The sequence below is a fragment of the Roseivirga sp. UBA838 genome (assembly GCF_002296035.1).
Classification (GTDB): domain Bacteria; phylum Bacteroidota; class Bacteroidia; order Cytophagales; family Cyclobacteriaceae; genus Roseivirga; species Roseivirga thermotolerans.
In genome coordinates this window covers 57,176-72,649 of record NZ_DBHC01000027.1, presented here as the reverse complement: position 1 = coordinate 72,649, position 15,474 = coordinate 57,176, and the positions used below count along the sequence as shown (strand labels likewise).

The following is a 15,474-nucleotide window of genomic DNA, read 5'->3' as shown; positions in this document are numbered from 1 at the left end:
TAAGAACAACTACTCGGGTATAGCCGATGTGGTTAAAATTCGTAATAACAGCTATTCTATTATGCCACAGGGAAACGAGAACCGGAAAGTTTCGGTTGACTCGTGGTCTTCCAGCGCCAACTTTTTCGAATTTTTTGGATTTCCCCTTATTGAAGGTGACCCCACCACTGTACTCAACGATCCTTCGGCCATAGTGCTCACTGAAAGCACTGCGCGAAAACTGTTTGGTAATGCCAATGCAATGGGCAAGACGGTAACCATCAGGGTGGCATCGTTCGATAAAGAATTGGTTGTGAAGGGTATAGCCCAGGATGTTGAAAATACACACATTCCCTTTGAAGCAATTATACCATGGGAAATGACAGATTCAAGGGGCCGCAGTATTCCACACATGTGGTATCAGGCCTCTTTGTATACCTATATAAAACTGGCCGATGGTTACCCTATAGACCTGATCAGGCAAAGCCGAAATGCAAAGATCGCTGAAGAAGATCCGGAGCATGCCGATATGTATCGGTTTGATTATGTGCCTTTAACTGATATGTATTTGGGTACAAGTCATGTACAGTTCATGGCTTTTGAGTCGGGCAACATCAACATAGTCAATACCTTACTCTTTATAGCCATTACCGTATTGTTAGTGGCATGCATAAACCATGTAAATCTGCAAACGGCCAAAGGGTCTAAGCGTGCTTTGGAAGTAGGTGTGCGTAAGGTAATGGGAGCTCACCGTAAACAACTCATTTATCAGTTTCTGGGCGAGTCGGTAGTTGTAACCACTATGGCTGCGGCTTTAGCCGTTTTAGTGATAGATATTGTACTACCCTCGTTCAATCAGTTGTCGGGAAAATCATTTACCACCGGTTCTTTAATAGAGGTAGGTTTATTTCCCTTATTAATCATTATTACACTGCTCACGGCCTTTTTTAGCGGGGTGTATCCAGCGTTGGTCTTGTCTTCTTTTCAACCTTCGAGAGTGCTTAAAATTTCGGCCAATGCCAATTTAAAAGGAACCAAAGCCAGAAAGGTGCTAATCTTCTTTCAGTTTGCCATATCTCTTTTTCTTATTGCGGTTACGGCCATAGCCTATCAACAAACCCGCTATATCAATAGCAAGGAGCTGGGTTTTAACAAAGATCAGGTATTAACCTTCAGTATTTCTACCAAAAACCTGAGTGGTAAGTTAAGGGCCTTTCAGGCGGAGCTAGAAAGCAATCCTGGCGTTTTATCTACCTCAGCCAGTACAGATATTTTAGGATTGGGCTATACTAATAATTCGGGCGAATTTTACCCCAAGTCTAATCCTGAACAAAGCATTCGTACCACGTTGTTTGGTGTAGATCATGACTTTTTGGATACTTATCAGATTGAGGTGATTGAAGGACGAAACTTCGATAGAACACTTTCTTCCGACTCCATGGCACTAATTGTAAACGAAACATTTGTAAGCCAGCTTGGGGGCACCAATCCGCTCAATGAAAAAGTAGCACTTTTTAATGCTCAAAATGAAGGATTGCCAATTATAGGTGTGGTTAAGGATTTTCATTTCCAGAAATTGCACCAGGAGATTAGCCCGGTGGCTTTTAGAATTGCGCCATGGAACATTTGGAACCTTTCCGTATTGGTAGATAAGGAGCGGATTGCAGAAACTCTGTCTTTTTTGGAAACCAAGTGGAACGAATTTGAGCCAGAAGAAGCATTTACCTATTCTTTTGTAGACCAAAAGTTTGAGCGTTTTTATGAGTCGGAAATGCGATTGCTCAAAGCCATTACGGTGTTTTCCATCATCAGTATTGCGCTCACAGCTTTGGGGCTTTTTGGTATGGTCACTTTTGTAATAGAGCGAAAAACCAAAGAAATAGGTATACGCAAAGTACTGGGTGCCTCTGTTTTGCAAATCAACAGTATTATTTTTAGGGAGTTTCTTCTGCTTTTAATTATTGCTGCGGCAGTGGCCAGTCCACTCATTATTTGGGCAGGACAAGACTGGCTCTCGCAGTTTGCCTATCGAATAGATTTTGGAATAGCTCCCATATTTTTAGCGGTGCTGCTAACGCTCGTAGTCATTAGCCTCACGGTGGGTTTGCAGAGCATAAAAGCCGCCCAGCAAGACCCTGTAAAGTCGCTGCGCAATGAGTAAGCCCTTCAACCCAAAGATTGCCCGGAGAGAGAGTCCTTCCCGATTTTCGATGGGACTTCCGGTTTTAATATGGCTGATATTGAGTGCGTGTAACTCTCAGAACCAAGGAATAGTCTCACTTAATGAGCTACCTCAAAATCGGGCCGATTATCAGTCGGTAATGGTAGCCGAACTATCGGGGCATCAGACCTTGCCCGATGGCTCCAAAATGGTTAGCAGGTGGTCAGCAGATGGTAGGGCACAGGCCAAGGACTACCTAAAGGCCCGACTGGAGGAGTTAGGGCTAACTGCCAGAGAACATAACTATAAGGCGCCAAACCTTTCCCCGGCCATAGACCTGATTCTCAACCCCTTTAAAGGGAGTAATGTGTATGCAGTACTACCTGCCACTGAAGAAAGTAACGAGTATGTGGTGTTGGGAGCCCACTATGATACGGGAAAGAGGGGAGCGCCTGGTGCAATTGATAATGCTACAGGAATAGCTTTAGTATATAGTGTGTTGAAAGAATTGACTCAAACAGACCAACGGGCCAGAAATGTTATGGTCGTGTTTTTCGATCAGGAAGAAGAGGAGCTTATTGGTAGTCAGGCTTTTGCAGGTTGGCTGGCCGATACGGATTGGGAGGTCCACTCGGTGCATTGCTTCGATATGGTGGGCTGGGACTCTAACGGAGATTGGGCTATGGAGACTTTCTCGCCCAATGAGCAACTCAGTGAACTTTACCGCCAGGTAGCGCAAAAGCGGGGTATTCCTCTGTTTCAAAAAGCAATTAACCCTGTGGGTTTTGAAGTAGGAGCAACGGACTTCGATGCGTTTGTTCTGCCCGGATTCAGTGTAATAGGAGCCGGGGAGTGCTATTATCATGGAGATTCTAGTCCGTACAAAGACACTCCGAAAGACACCTACGAAACCGTAAATTTTGACTATCTGCTGTCTTGCACTCAGTTGGTAGAGGAGGTCATTAAATCTATAGTGATATGAGAGACAGCGAACAAACTACGATTGAGGATTTTAAGGCGCACTCTTTGCCTGGCCTGGCCCTGCTTTTAACTCTTTTGTTTTTTGCTTACAGGGGAGTAACCTATGCATGGTTGGGCAGTTGGCTGCCATTGGCTCTGGTTGCATTGGTGATTTTCTTATTGTTCTTTTCGCTGCAAAAGTCTGCCAAAGGCTTTGGTCGTGCGCTACGTTTTTGGGCGGTGTTACTCATTATCTGGTCTTCAATTCGACTGCTTCTTAGTACAGTAAATCAGTTTCTTAAACCGGTGCCGGAGGCTCATATTGCCGAACAACTGGGGTTTTTGGGAGCGTTAACCAGCCTGTTGTTTCTCTTTTCGGGCATAATACTTTATCGTTCTTCTTCCCGATTCTTAAAAAAGTCTCAGACATCTTAAGCCAACCGATCGACCATGCTTAAAAACTATCTCATCACTGCATACAGAAGCCTAAAGCGTAATAAAGCCTATACCATACTCAATGTATTGGGACTAACGTTGGGCATTACCTGCTTTGTATTGGTAGGCTTGTATGTGGAAAATGAATGGAGTCACGATCGCTTTATAAGTCATCCGTCTTACCGCTTTTTACTTACCGAACAAACCGGTGATGGGGAAGAGAGAACGTATGGTACGGTGGGAGTAAAAACTTTTAACACCATAGAAGAGCAAATTTCGGGTGTAGAAGATATTCTAATGGCCAGGGATCATGGTGCGGGGCCTTTGTTGGTAGAGCACGGTCAGGTTAAGTTCAAGTCAAGGAAGTTCTTTTTCTCCGAACCTGAGTTTTTCGATTATTTCGACATTGAGCTATTGCAAGGCAATGCCAAAACCGCCCTGGCTGAGCCCCAAAATGTAGTAATCAATGCCTCTACTGCCCGTAGAATATTTGGAGAGGCAAACCCAATTGGCGAAATGCTTCATTTTTCCGGAAGCATGAATTTTACAGTTCAGGTGACAGGCGTTATTGAGGATGTGAAGAACTCTCATTTGCAGTTCGATTTTCTCTTCAACTTCAATTTACGTGATGAAAAGGAAGACTATCAAATTATTCGCGAAGGCTTTGCCAATTCTGTGTATGGTTATTTCACCCTGTCGGAAGGAGTAGCTCCCGAAGAAGTGGCCAGTCGAATTAAGGCCTATTACAAGGAGCTCTACAGAGATAATGCAGAGGTATATGCTGCGCTCGATAGGGAGAGCTATGTGCTGCAACCGGTACACGATATCTACTTTGGTTCTAACCATGTGACTTTCGATGAAGGTTTTAAAAAGGGCAATAAAGACAACCTGCTATTGCTGGCTACAATTGGCTTTTTTATACTGACCATCGCCTGCATGAATTACATCAACGCCTCTACGGCCAAAGCTATCAAGCGAGTAAAAGAGATAGGGGTTCGGAAGGTATTTGGCGCTTACCGTATTCAGTTGTTCAGTCAATTTATGGGTGAGGCCCTGCTAGTCACACTTTTGGCAGTGCTCTTTTCCATTTTACTAACCGATCTGGCCTTACCCTATTTCGAAAACTTTATGCAAACCTCCTTTCGGCATCATTTACTGGCCAATCCGGTGTATTGGTGGGGGCTTTTTTTCATTTTAATCTTGGTAACCTTATTGGCCGGGACCTATCCGGCTGTGTTTGTAAGTGGCCTTAAACCCGGAGAGTCGCTGCGTCAGGGGCTCAGGCCGGGCTGGTTGCGTGGCAATGGGCTAAGATCCTTGCTGGTAGGAACACAACTGTTTTTTGCCGCTCTTCTAATGAGTTCTATTTTTCTCATCTTAAAGCAGAATAAATTTTTGATGCTCAGGGAATTAGGTTTTAGTAAAAATGATATTCTCATTGTGCCGAACAATTCTCAGAAGGTGGCCGACCAGCTTACCACCTACAGAAACGAATTGCTCAAAAGCCCTTATATCTATGCTGCAACCACCGGCATGGATGTACTTGGTTTTGGTTCTACTAACAATTCCGGTACGGCAGTACTCGATGGCCAGTCGATAGATAGAGCTCCGGTTTCCACCTATTTTACCGTAGGCATGGACTTTCTGGAGATACAAGAAATTGAGGTGGTTGCCGGTCGTTCGTTTGCACCTGGCCATGCCGCAGATAGTTCGGCAGTTTTAGTCAATGAAGCTTTTGTACGAGCCAATGGATTGAGTATAGAACAGGCACTGGAACAAAGGCTCCGTTTATATGGTCCGGAGTCGGGGAGAAGGCCGATTATTGGCGTGGTTAAAGACTTTAACTTTCAGTCCTTACACTCCAAGGTGGCTCCGGCTGTTTTTACGGTAAGTGGAAAAACCAATTGGTTCTGGACCATAAAAATTGATCCTAATCGCAAGAAGGAGGCCATTGCTCATGTAAAAAACAGTTGGGAGGCCATTGAAACCAATTACCCCATGGGTTACTGGTTTTTGGAAGACAACATTAATGGCTTTTATGAAGAAGAGACCAAACTTCAGAAGGCCATTCAGGTTTTTGCCATACTCTGCATTGTTATTTCATGCCTGGGCATATATGGCCTGACTGCTTACACCATCGAAAGGAGAATAAAGGAAATTGGTGTACGGAAGGTTTTAGGAGCCGGTGTAAAGCAGTTGGTCTGGTTAGTCAATCAAAAGTTCGTATACCTCTTTGCTATTGCCTTTCTGGCTTCGGTTCCGTTGGTCTATTACTTCATAGACCAATGGTTGCAAAGTTTTGCCTACCGGATCAATATCGGTGTTTCTGCCTTTGCGCTTGCCGGGCTCACAGTACTTGTTGTATTGCTCCTTACGGTGAGTATTCAGGCCGTAAAAGCAGCCTTGTGTAACCCTGCTCAAACTCTTCGCTCCGAATAATCGAAAAACTCAAAATTAAACAATATGCTAAAGAACTATTTTAAAATCGCCTTTCGCACCCTTTGGAAAAACAAGGCCTATGCCTTTATAAATATCATAGGGTTGGCCATTGGTATAGCGGGAGCTACTCTCTTTCTCACCTTTGTTAAGGCTGAGTTGAGTTTTGATAAAATGCATTCCAAATCCGACCGGATTGTAAGGCCGTTGACCATTCAGACCAATCTCGATGAACACCGTTATCATGGGGCCAATCCCATGATTTTGGCTACAACTCTGCTGGAAGAACTTCCCGAAATAGAAGATCAGGTTACCCTCTATCGCTATGGCAACCAAATTAATTACAAGGTCAATGATCAGAATTTTACGGATAGAGATTTCTTTTTTACCACTCCTGAGCTTTTTAGGGTCTTTGATTTTAAGCTGCTTCGTGGTGATGCAAGAACTGCTCTTGCCCAACCTAAGTCTGTGGTTATTTCACGTTCCAAAGCCATCGCTGTTTTTGGAACGGAAGATGTGTTGGGAAAAGTCATTCTTACTCAGGGCGGTAATGTAGAAATTACCGGGGTAATGGAAGACATTCCGGACAATTCGCATCTTTTTGCCGAGCTGTTCTTTAGCGAACTGCTTCCGCCCAACCTCATGGAAAGCGTAAAAAACTCCTGGACCGATTTTAACTCCACCTCATACCTGGTGCTTCAAGAAGGAATTAGCCATGACGCATTTGAAACCAAAGCATCGAACCTGGCACGTTCTAAAATGCCACAAAACGTAGCTTCTATGGTAAGGTTCGAATTTCAGAATTTAGAAGATATTCATTTTGAGTCTGCCCATATTGAATCGGATATTGCCCGATTTAAAAGTGATAAAACCTACACCACCATTTTTATTTTTATTTCTCTGTTTCTGGTAGTTATTGCCGCTGTTAACTACATGAATTTGGCAACTTCAAAGGCTGTTTTCAGGGCAAAAGAGATTGGAATTCGCAAGGTTGTGGGGGCAGAGCGCAAGCAACTTATAGCTCAAATACTTACTGAGTCGCTGGTTATAGCTTTCATAGGCTTGTTTATTTCTATTGCCATTACCGATATTACCATGCCATTCTTTAACCAGTTAACGGGTAGAAACTTTGAGTTTAGCTGGTATAGCCTGCTCAATTATGCCGATATACTCATAGGCCTTACGGTGGTTATCGGGGTTCTGTCAGGTATATATCCTGCTCTCTTCATGACTGGTTTTAAAACGGTAAGTATTCTCAAAGGAGAGCAGGTAAAGGGAGGTTCGTTCAACATTCGCAAGGCCCTGGTTATTTTTCAATTCATTTTGTCTACTGTACTCATTATTTCCACTTTGGTGGTCTCTAACCAAATGAGTTTCATAAAAAATAGAAACCTCGGTTTTAACCAGGAAAACCTATTGGTTATAGATATTAATAATGGTGCGGTAAGACCGGTGTTCAAAACCATGAAGAATGAATTTGCCCAGATACCCGGGGTAGAGAGTGTTGGAGTGGCTTCGCGAGTTCCGGGTGAGTGGAAAAACATAAACAGGGTAGAAGTGAGCGCTTTCAATAAGGGTGGAGCTGTGATGGATTCTACTGAGCTGTATTACATGAGTTTTGACCCCGACATGTTGAAAACCTTTGATATTAAGCTGGCCGATGGTACGTTTTTTAGTGGTAATGATGTATCTGACAGTACAAAAATTCTGATCAATGAGGCCGCAGTTAAATCGTTGGGTATTGAAAACCCTATAGGGGCAACGCTACAACTGGAAACGCGCAGCGGAGACGGCAAGTACACAATAATTGGGGTACTCAAAGACTTCAATTATCAATCGTTGCACACCAGTATAGAACCTCTTATTGTGGGTGCCTGGAATAACGAAGCCGCAGTTATCGACTATTTTATTTTAAAAGTTTCAGGACAAAATATCTCCGGTATTATAGATGAAGCCAGAAAGGTTCACGAGAAATTCGACAACCGCACCGTTATGGAATACCATTTCCTCGATCAACAACTGGAAACCTTCTATGAGTCCGACCGTCAGGCTCAGGTTATTTTCACCGTTGGGGCCGGTTTGAGTATTTTCATTGCCTGTTTAGGCCTGTTTGGTTTGGCATCGTTTACCATTCAGAAAAGAGTGAAGGAGTTGGGTATAAGAAAAGTACTTGGCGCTAGTGAATGGAAACTGTTTATGCTGCTTTCAGGCTCTTTTACCCGGCAAATTTTGCTGGCTTTTGTTGTTGCCTCTCCAATAGCCTACTGGATTATGAACAACTGGCTGCAAAACTTTGAATATAGAGTTAGAGTAGGGGTAGACGTGTTTTTGCTTTCAGGCTTAGGAGTATTGTTCATAGCCATTGTTACAGTGAGCTATAGAGCTTTAAGAGCGGCCAACTCTAATCCTGTCAACTCGCTTCGAAGCGAATAACCTTTTTTGTAAGTAATTGATAACCTGTAGGTTGTTTATGTGATAAGATCGCTGAAAGAATTAAATGTTCGGTAAAAAATTAAAAGCGGAAAATTTTTTTCCGCTTTTTTTCTTTTGGCAGGGTAACCTTTAGGGAGAATTGGAATAAAGGCACAGAATTGATGGTAAACACATGATCAAGGAAAGCCTGAAGTACATTGCCACTGAGCTGGACGACTTCCTAAAGAGAAAATACAACTCTCAGGAAAGCCGTGTTCAGCTTGGTGCTATTTTAGATCAGGGGGGAGCTATACCGGAAGAAAATCGGAATAAGGTTCTGGTTACTTTGGTAAACCTGGAACATGAAACCACCACTAATACTACTCTGCATGGGCGGGTAAACTCAGGAAAGCTAGATCAGTACTATCCGCCCCTGAGCTTCAATATGAATATACTTTTCTCCGGTTTATTTAACCAATATGAAGAGTCGCTCAAATTTATTTCAGACACCATTTACTTTTTTCAGGCCAAGCCCATATTCAATGCACAAAACTCTCCCAATTTAGACAGTCGTGTGTTGCAACTTACCCTGGAGGTGCTCAAGCTCAATTCTAATGAAACCTACAACCTTTGGTCATCAATGGGGGCTAAATACGTTCCTTCCATTGTCTTTAAGGTGCGAATGCTCACCTTCCAGGCCGATCAGGTAATGGAAATTGTATCGATCATCAACACGCAAGGGGTGGAGGCCCGGCCTGTATGAAGAAGATCACCTATCGACCGCTTTGCCAAATCGATCTATTGCATAGCTACTATGTCAACGGAATTTTCAGAGATGCAAAGGTAGTGCCCGACCAAAAGGCACAGGTCTTTATGTGGAATGCAGGGTTGTTGTTTAAGTCTACCGAAAAAGGCTTTGCCCTTTACCACAATGAGAGCTTTGATGTAGAGTATATTAAAGAGCTCACGAGCTTTTTTGGCAATTTTTATCTGAGGTTCAATCTGCATAGTACGGCCAAAGACTTTATTTATATCACCGATACTTCTTTAGAGCAGCTGAGCCTTTATCATTTCTCCAACAAAAATGTTTCAGAGAATGACACAGGCCTGTTGTTACCTACTTTACAGGCCGACATTCTTATGTCAGGAACACTCGGGTTTATTGATATTCACCTGGATGAGTTTTTGGTCAATAATAAGCTGGCCAGTAAAGATTATACCATTGCCTTCAGTGCCCGTACTACTCAGTGGAACTATTACCTGGCCAATACAACAGAAGATCATTCACAGGAATATGTAATTCAAGACTCCGAGGGTAATTTGTTTTCAGGTCCCGAAAAGCTCGAAATATCCGATGGCTCCGTTGCTTATAAATATTCATCCGGCAGCCGATATTATCCTTTAAGAGAGCAGCCTGCACACTATTGCTCGCTCAAGAAAATAGGAGAGAGCAAGGCAGAAAGTAATGATGCATTGACAAACAATATTGTCATTGAGAAGCTGCCGGTAGCTTCTCCATCGTCCATAACCAGTATTGAAAATATAGATGCAGGCAATCAGGAAATAGCTTGTTCGTCCATCTATGTGTATTTATAGAATTATTAAGCAGTAAAGAATAAAACTATGGCATTATCACCACTCGCAAGTCAAACTCCAGGTGTTTATATCGATGAAGTAAACGCCTTTCCCAACTCTGTTGTGGAAGTTGCAACCGCCATACCCGCTTTTATAGGTTATACACCACAAGCAGAGTATGAAGGACAGTCGTACTTGAATACCCCTGTTAAGATTACCTCTTTTCAGCAATTTCAGGCCTTTTTTACATTTCCAAATCCACCGGCTCCGGCAGCTCCCGCTAGTCAATACTCACCGCAGTATTATCTCACTCAGCAGAAGAAGGCCCCGGAAAAAGGTTCTTATTACACTATCAATGGGAGCATTTACACCATTGATCCGGATCCTGGCACCATTTACTATTTATACAACAGTGTCCGTTTGTTTTTCGAGAATGGTGGAGGTTCGGCATACATTGTTTCTGTTGGGTCTTATGGAGCAGGCACAGGCTCGCCTGTTTCGCCTGGTAGCCAGATAGTGAACCCCAATGTGAAACTATCTGATTTGCAGAATGGCCTGGCTCAGTTGCAAAAAGTGACCGAAGTAACCATGTACGTGGTACCAGAGGCCACATTGCTCACAGCCAATGACAACAGTACACTAATGGAGTCTATGCTTATGCAAAGTGACCAAATGGGTACGGCCATGTCCTTACTCGATATTATTGGTGGCGATGCGCCAGACCCGATTCTTTACACGCAGGATATTCAGAATTTTAGAAATAGCACAGGTAATACCGGGTTAGACTATGGGGCGGCATACTATCCATTTCTAAATACAACCATTACAGAACTGGATGAGATTAGTTATGAAAACCTGAACGGTGGAGACACTAGTTCACTTTCTGCCATAGTTAATCCTCCTTCGGCTCCAAACCCCTCAGCTGAGCAAATTTTGAATAACATTAAAAATCCGCCCAAAGGCATGACCACTGGTCAGCTTAATCAGGCGCTAATGAATTCCAGCAAACAATACAAACAGGTAATGAACATTGTTCAGACCAAAATCAATACCCTGCCTCCCAGTGGGGCAATGGCGGGCATTTATACCCTGGTAGATAATACCAAGGGAGTGTGGTATGCTCCGGCCAACGTTACCCCGGTGGGTGCAGTCGGGCTTACCTTAAACATAAATGACTCCATGCAGGCAGGACTTAACGTAGATGCCGTAAGTGGTAAATCAGTAAATGCCATACGTTTCTTCAACGGACAGGGCATTTTGGTTTGGGGAGCCAGAACTTTGGATGGGAACAGCGATGACTGGCGATACATCAGTGTTCGCAGAACGGTTACGATGATAGAACAGTCCGTAAAGCTGGCAGCCAGGGCCTATGTATTTGCACCAAACGATGCCAACACCTGGCGTTCGGTGCAGAGTATGATAGAAAACTTCTTAACCAACATATGGAAAGAAGGCGCTTTGCAAGGAGCTAAACCAGCCGATGCGTTTAGTGTGGCGGTTGGCCTAGGCGTGACCATGACAGCCCAAGACATTTTGGAGGGAATCATGCGTGTATCCGTAAAACTGGCCGTTACTCACCCTGCTGAATTCATCATTATTCAGGTAGAACAGGAAATGGCTAAGTCTTAATCAGTAAACACAGAATTTAAAACATCATCAAAAAAACATAATCATGGCAGGAGAAACCGAAAACAATGTATGGCCAATGCCCAAGTTTAGGTTCACCGTAGACTGGGGAACCATTGCACAAAACATAGCCTTTCAGGAGGTTTCAGGGCTTGAGGCCGAAACACAAATTATAGAATATCGGGCCAGTAATAGTGCTCAGTTTAGCACTATTAAGATGCCGGGTATAGCCAAGTATGGCAACGTAACTATGAAGCGAGGCATTTTTGTCAAAGACAACTCCTTCTGGAACTGGTACAATCAGATTAAGATGAATACCATAAAACGGCAGACCGTTACCATTAAGCTTCTCGATGAATCGGGGAAGCCAACCATGGTATGGACGCTAACCAATGCATGGCCCACCAAAATTACCGGTACTGACCTGAAGTCTGACGGTAATGAGGTAGCTGTAGATACCATTGAAATAGCCCATGAAGGGCTCACAATTGCTAACTCTTAACCTTTTGAACTAAGCTAGCCATGGATTATCCGGCTCCGTCATTTTACTTTTCTTTATCCTTCGATGGTATATCCGGAGATGCCGATGCCGGCTTTCAGGAGGCTTCGGGCATTAGTGCCGAAATAGAAACAGAGGAGGTGGCCAATGGAGGAGACAATACTTTTAAGTATAAACTTCCTAAGGCTACTAAGTATTCGAATTTGGTTCTCAAAAGAGGCATTCTGTCGCCAAATTCGGCACTTACCCAGTGGTGTATAGAAACACTGACATCAGGGCTGGACTCAGCCATTAAAACCAAGTCGATTAATCTTTCCTTGCTTAATGCGGATAAGTCGCCCCTGATGACCTGGAATTTTGTGAATGCTTATCCGGTAAAATGGAACATTTCGGATCTAAAGTCACAAGAAGATGGCATAGTGGTGGAAACGCTAGAGTTTGCCTACAACTCATTTAAAAAGTCTTAACAGCCTTATGCCAGTAGAAATCAAAGAACTCATCATTAGGACTAACATAGTGGCCAATCAAGGACGCCCTTCCTCGAGAGAGAAAAAGCTCACAGATAAGGAAAAGCGTGAGTTGATTGAAAGCTGTGTTCATCAGGTGGTTAAAATCATAGAACGTAACAAAGAGCGATAATGGCATTGAAGCAACTTATGATAAAGGCTTTTAAGGATGATACTTTTGGATCGGAGATAGGGAGTTATACGGCTATGCTCAATCCGGAGTCTTACACCCAAAGCTATAATATAAGCTACAATGAAGAACAGGCTCCGGGAACCCCGGAGGCTACTTTGAAGTATGAAAAATCTACTCCAACCACGCTTAAGTTCGACCTTATATTTGACGCCACCGGGGTGGTCAATACCAGTGTTACTGATGTAGGCAGCGAAATACAGAAATTTCGAAAGGTAGTTTATGATTACAATGGCAACATTCATAGTCCTAATTACCTGGAAGTAACCTGGGGTAATGCACTGGTTTATCAGTGTAAGCTTACTGGTATGACGGTGAATTACACACTCTTTAAGTCAGACGGAACTCCCTTGCGGGCTAAGGTTACGGTAGACTTTAAGGAGTACGTAGCGCCCACCAAACCTATCAAAGACAATTCACCGGATATGACCCATGTGAAAACAGTGGTCTCTGGCGACTTGTTGCCATCACTCACATACAATGTATATGGCGATGAAACGCACCTGCTAAAGGTTGCCGAGCACAATAAGCTCGATTCCATTCTGCACCTTAAGTCAGGCTCTACCCTTTATTTTCCACCATTAGCCTCACAGTAACATGCCTTCAGCACCGGTAAGTAGCGAAACGTATTTGATCACCTACCAAGTGTTGGCGAACGGTAGCCCTATTGATTCTACCTATAATGTCACTTCTATAAATATTCAGAAGGAGGTAAATAAAATAGCTACCTGTGAAATAGTGGTGTTAGATGGGAGTGCTTCGCAAGAAGACTTTCCAATCAGCGATTCAAATACATTTGTTCCGGGTACTTCCATTGAAGTAAAAATGGGCTATGAGAGTCACAATGAAACCGTGTTTAAAGGAATTGTGCTTCGTCAGGGCCTTCGTGTAATGAGCGGACAAGGGCCCGTTTTGGAGGTGGTGTGCAAAGATGAAGCGGTAAAAATGACCGTTGGCAGAAAGAATGCTTACTATAAAGACACAACCGATAGTGATGCCATAAGTAAAGTAATTGGAAACTATGGAGGCCTAACAGCTGATGTATCTTCCACCTCAGGCCAGCTACCCGAAATTGTTCAGTACTATGCCACTGATTGGGATTTTATACTTTCCAGAGCAGAGTTCAATGGCATGATAGTAACCACTGAAAGCGGAAAGGTTTCAGTAAAAGACCCTGACAGTGAAACCACCGAAGTTTTAGAGGTGGTCTATGGGCAGGATATTCTTGATTTTGATGCATCGGTAGATGCGCTTAATCAATATAAATCGGTGAAAGCCAATGCCTGGGATATGAAAAATCAGCAAATCATATCGGGGCAGTCAAGCCTTTCAGATTACTCGCAAGGCAATATTTCGAACAGCAAACTGGCCGAAGTGATTGGTCTTAGCGACTTTGAACTGCAGTCTACCGCTCCCTTAGATTCAGGTAGTCTCAACACATGGGCCAAAGCACAAACCACCAAGTCTAAGTATGCGAAAATAAGGGGTTCGGTGAGTTTTCAGGGCAATGCAAAAGCCTTGCCTGGCACGCTCATTAGTATAGGTGGTATGGGAGGGCGATTTAACGGGAAAGCCTTTATTTCCGGGGTAGAGCATAAGCTTTCCGCTGGCAACTGGATTACGGAAGTGCAAATGGGAATTTCTCCCGACTGGTTTGCTTCTCAGGTGCGCATGCAAGCACCTCTGGCATCAGGGCAGCTGCCCGGAATCCAAGGACTTCAAAATGGTACGGTAAAGCAGATCAATGAAGATCCGGATGGTGAATTCAGAGTGCTGGTAGACGTACCCATAATTGCGCCCGGAGGTGATGGAGTGTGGGCACGATACGCCAATTTTTACGCAACCAATGAGGCCGGCTCCTTCTTTTATCCTGAGGTTGGCGATGAAGTGGTATTGGGTTTTCTTAATGATGATCCCAGGTACCCCATAGTTCTTGGCTCATTGTACAATAGCAATAGCAAAAACGCGCCTTACACGCCCGATGAGACCAATAGCACTAAGGCGATAGTTACCAAGAATAAACTCAAACTGATTTTTGATGATGAAAACAAAGTGGTGACCATTATAACTCCTGGCGAAAACCAAATGGTGTGGAGCGATCAGGATCAGAGCATCACTATTAAAGATCAGAATGAAAATTCAATAGAAATGTCATCGTCTGGGATCACTATAAAAAGTGCCTCCAGCATGACTCTGCAAGCGGCTGAGTCCATTACCATGAAGGCAGGCGAAAGTGTCACTGTTCAAGGTGGGGAGTCAGTATCCATACAAGGGGCGAGCATTAGTGCTCAGGCCGATATGGAAGCATCGATTGAGGGAGGAACCAGCACATCGATTTCAGGAGGTACAGAAGTTTCCATTAGTGGAGCTATGGTAATGATTAATTAAGCCAAATGCCACCAGCAGCACGCCTTACCGATTTTCATGAATGCCCGATGGAAGATCCGGCCCCGGTGCCAATACCCCATGTGGGAGGCCCCATTGTAGGACCTGGTGCTCCAACGGTAATTATTGCGGGTATGCCAGCCTCTGTGGTAGGCGATATGCTCGTATGTGTAGGCCCGCCCGATGCCGTGGTTAAGGGCAGTACCACGGTGATGATTGAGGGCCGACCGGCAGCCCGTATGGGCGATGAAACAGCACATGGAGGTACCATACTTACCGGTGCACCAACAGTAATGATAGGAGGATAAGG

14 protein-coding genes are annotated in these 15,474 nt (G+C 43.9%); all 14 read left to right on the top strand.

Features of this window, described 5'->3' with window-relative positions; all coding sequences use genetic code 11:
• On the top strand, positions 1 to 2,140 hold a 2,140-nt coding region (locus B3O12_RS09400), incomplete at its 5' end, for an FtsX-like permease family protein (protein ID WP_286756108.1).
• Entirely contained in the window at positions 2,133 to 3,122 is a 990-nt protein-coding gene (locus B3O12_RS09395) for a M28 family metallopeptidase (protein ID WP_286756107.1), read from the top strand. The genes B3O12_RS09400 and B3O12_RS09395, both read left to right, overlap by 8 nt.
• Positions 3,119 to 3,535 carry a hypothetical protein gene (locus B3O12_RS09390; protein ID WP_286746749.1) on the top strand — a complete coding sequence of 139 codons (417 nt, stop codon included), beginning with the start codon at positions 3,119 to 3,121 and terminating at the stop codon, positions 3,533 to 3,535. Before B3O12_RS09395 ends, B3O12_RS09390 begins: the two co-directional genes overlap by 4 nt.
• Positions 3,536 to 3,550: 15 nt before the next feature.
• Entirely contained in the window at positions 3,551 to 5,974 is a 2,424-nt protein-coding gene (locus tag B3O12_RS09385; RefSeq protein WP_286756106.1) for an ABC transporter permease, read from the top strand.
• Between the two features lie 24 nt (positions 5,975 to 5,998).
• Entirely contained in the window at positions 5,999 to 8,404 is a 2,406-nt protein-coding gene (locus B3O12_RS09380; protein WP_286756105.1) for an ABC transporter permease, read from the top strand.
• A gap of 172 nt (positions 8,405 to 8,576) precedes the next feature.
• On the top strand, positions 8,577 to 9,146 hold the full coding sequence (locus tag B3O12_RS09375; RefSeq protein ID WP_286756103.1) for a DUF4255 domain-containing protein: 570 nt from the start codon (positions 8,577 to 8,579) through the stop codon (positions 9,144 to 9,146).
• The gene (locus tag B3O12_RS09370; RefSeq protein ID WP_286756102.1) at positions 9,143 to 9,979 is read left to right on the top strand and encodes a hypothetical protein; all 837 of its coding nucleotides are present in this window, start codon (positions 9,143 to 9,145) and stop codon (positions 9,977 to 9,979) included. Before B3O12_RS09375 ends, B3O12_RS09370 begins: the two co-directional genes overlap by 4 nt.
• Before the next feature lie 27 nt (positions 9,980 to 10,006).
• Positions 10,007 to 11,587, top strand: coding sequence for a phage tail sheath family protein (locus B3O12_RS09365; protein WP_189629973.1), 1,581 nt, complete (start codon positions 10,007 to 10,009; stop codon positions 11,585 to 11,587).
• 43 nt (positions 11,588 to 11,630) lie between these two features.
• Positions 11,631 to 12,086 (top strand): phage tail protein, encoded by a 456-nt coding sequence (locus tag B3O12_RS09360; protein WP_189629974.1) that lies wholly within the window; start codon positions 11,631 to 11,633, stop codon positions 12,084 to 12,086.
• Positions 12,087 to 12,106: 20 nt separating this feature from the next.
• Positions 12,107 to 12,550 (top strand): phage tail protein, encoded by a 444-nt coding sequence (locus B3O12_RS09355; protein ID WP_189629975.1) that lies wholly within the window; start codon positions 12,107 to 12,109, stop codon positions 12,548 to 12,550.
• A 7-nt stretch (positions 12,551 to 12,557) separates the two neighbouring features.
• Positions 12,558 to 12,722 carry a DUF5908 family protein gene (locus tag B3O12_RS09350; protein WP_189629976.1) on the top strand — a complete coding sequence of 55 codons (165 nt, stop codon included), beginning with the start codon at positions 12,558 to 12,560 and terminating at the stop codon, positions 12,720 to 12,722.
• Positions 12,722 to 13,375: a LysM peptidoglycan-binding domain-containing protein gene (locus B3O12_RS09345; RefSeq protein WP_286756101.1), complete on the top strand. Its 654-nt coding sequence runs from the start codon at positions 12,722 to 12,724 to the stop codon at positions 13,373 to 13,375. Before B3O12_RS09350 ends, B3O12_RS09345 begins: the two co-directional genes overlap by 1 nt.
• A gap of 1 nt (position 13,376) precedes the next feature.
• A complete protein-coding gene (vgrG, locus tag B3O12_RS09340) occupies positions 13,377 to 15,167 on the top strand; it encodes a type VI secretion system tip protein VgrG (protein ID WP_286756100.1) in 1,791 nt (596 codons plus the stop codon).
• Positions 15,168 to 15,172: 5 nt separating this feature from the next.
• Entirely contained in the window at positions 15,173 to 15,472 is a 300-nt protein-coding gene (locus B3O12_RS09335; protein ID WP_189629979.1) for a PAAR domain-containing protein, read from the top strand.
• Positions 15,473 to 15,474 lie beyond the last annotated feature (2 nt).

Bases quoted from the DNA above. Each gene is read 5' to 3' on its own strand.
- B3O12_RS09395 (WP_286756107.1), top strand. From the start codon at position 2,133: ATGAGTAAGCCCTTCAACCCAAAGATTGCCCGGAGAGAGAGTCCTTCC.
- B3O12_RS09390 (WP_286746749.1), top strand. From the start codon at position 3,119: ATGAGAGACAGCGAACAAACTACGATTGAGGATTTTAAGGCGCACTCT.
- B3O12_RS09385 (WP_286756106.1), top strand. From the start codon at position 3,551: ATGCTTAAAAACTATCTCATCACTGCATACAGAAGCCTAAAGCGTAAT.
- B3O12_RS09380 (WP_286756105.1), top strand. From the start codon at position 5,999: ATGCTAAAGAACTATTTTAAAATCGCCTTTCGCACCCTTTGGAAAAAC.
- B3O12_RS09375 (WP_286756103.1), top strand. From the start codon at position 8,577: ATGATCAAGGAAAGCCTGAAGTACATTGCCACTGAGCTGGACGACTTC.
- B3O12_RS09370 (WP_286756102.1), top strand. From the start codon at position 9,143: ATGAAGAAGATCACCTATCGACCGCTTTGCCAAATCGATCTATTGCAT.
- B3O12_RS09365 (WP_189629973.1), top strand. From the start codon at position 10,007: ATGGCATTATCACCACTCGCAAGTCAAACTCCAGGTGTTTATATCGAT.
- B3O12_RS09360 (WP_189629974.1), top strand. From the start codon at position 11,631: ATGGCAGGAGAAACCGAAAACAATGTATGGCCAATGCCCAAGTTTAGG.
- B3O12_RS09355 (WP_189629975.1), top strand. From the start codon at position 12,107: ATGGATTATCCGGCTCCGTCATTTTACTTTTCTTTATCCTTCGATGGT.
- B3O12_RS09350 (WP_189629976.1), top strand. From the start codon at position 12,558: ATGCCAGTAGAAATCAAAGAACTCATCATTAGGACTAACATAGTGGCC.
- B3O12_RS09345 (WP_286756101.1), top strand. From the start codon at position 12,722: ATGGCATTGAAGCAACTTATGATAAAGGCTTTTAAGGATGATACTTTT.
- vgrG (WP_286756100.1), top strand. From the start codon at position 13,377: ATGCCTTCAGCACCGGTAAGTAGCGAAACGTATTTGATCACCTACCAA.
- B3O12_RS09335 (WP_189629979.1), top strand. From the start codon at position 15,173: ATGCCACCAGCAGCACGCCTTACCGATTTTCATGAATGCCCGATGGAA.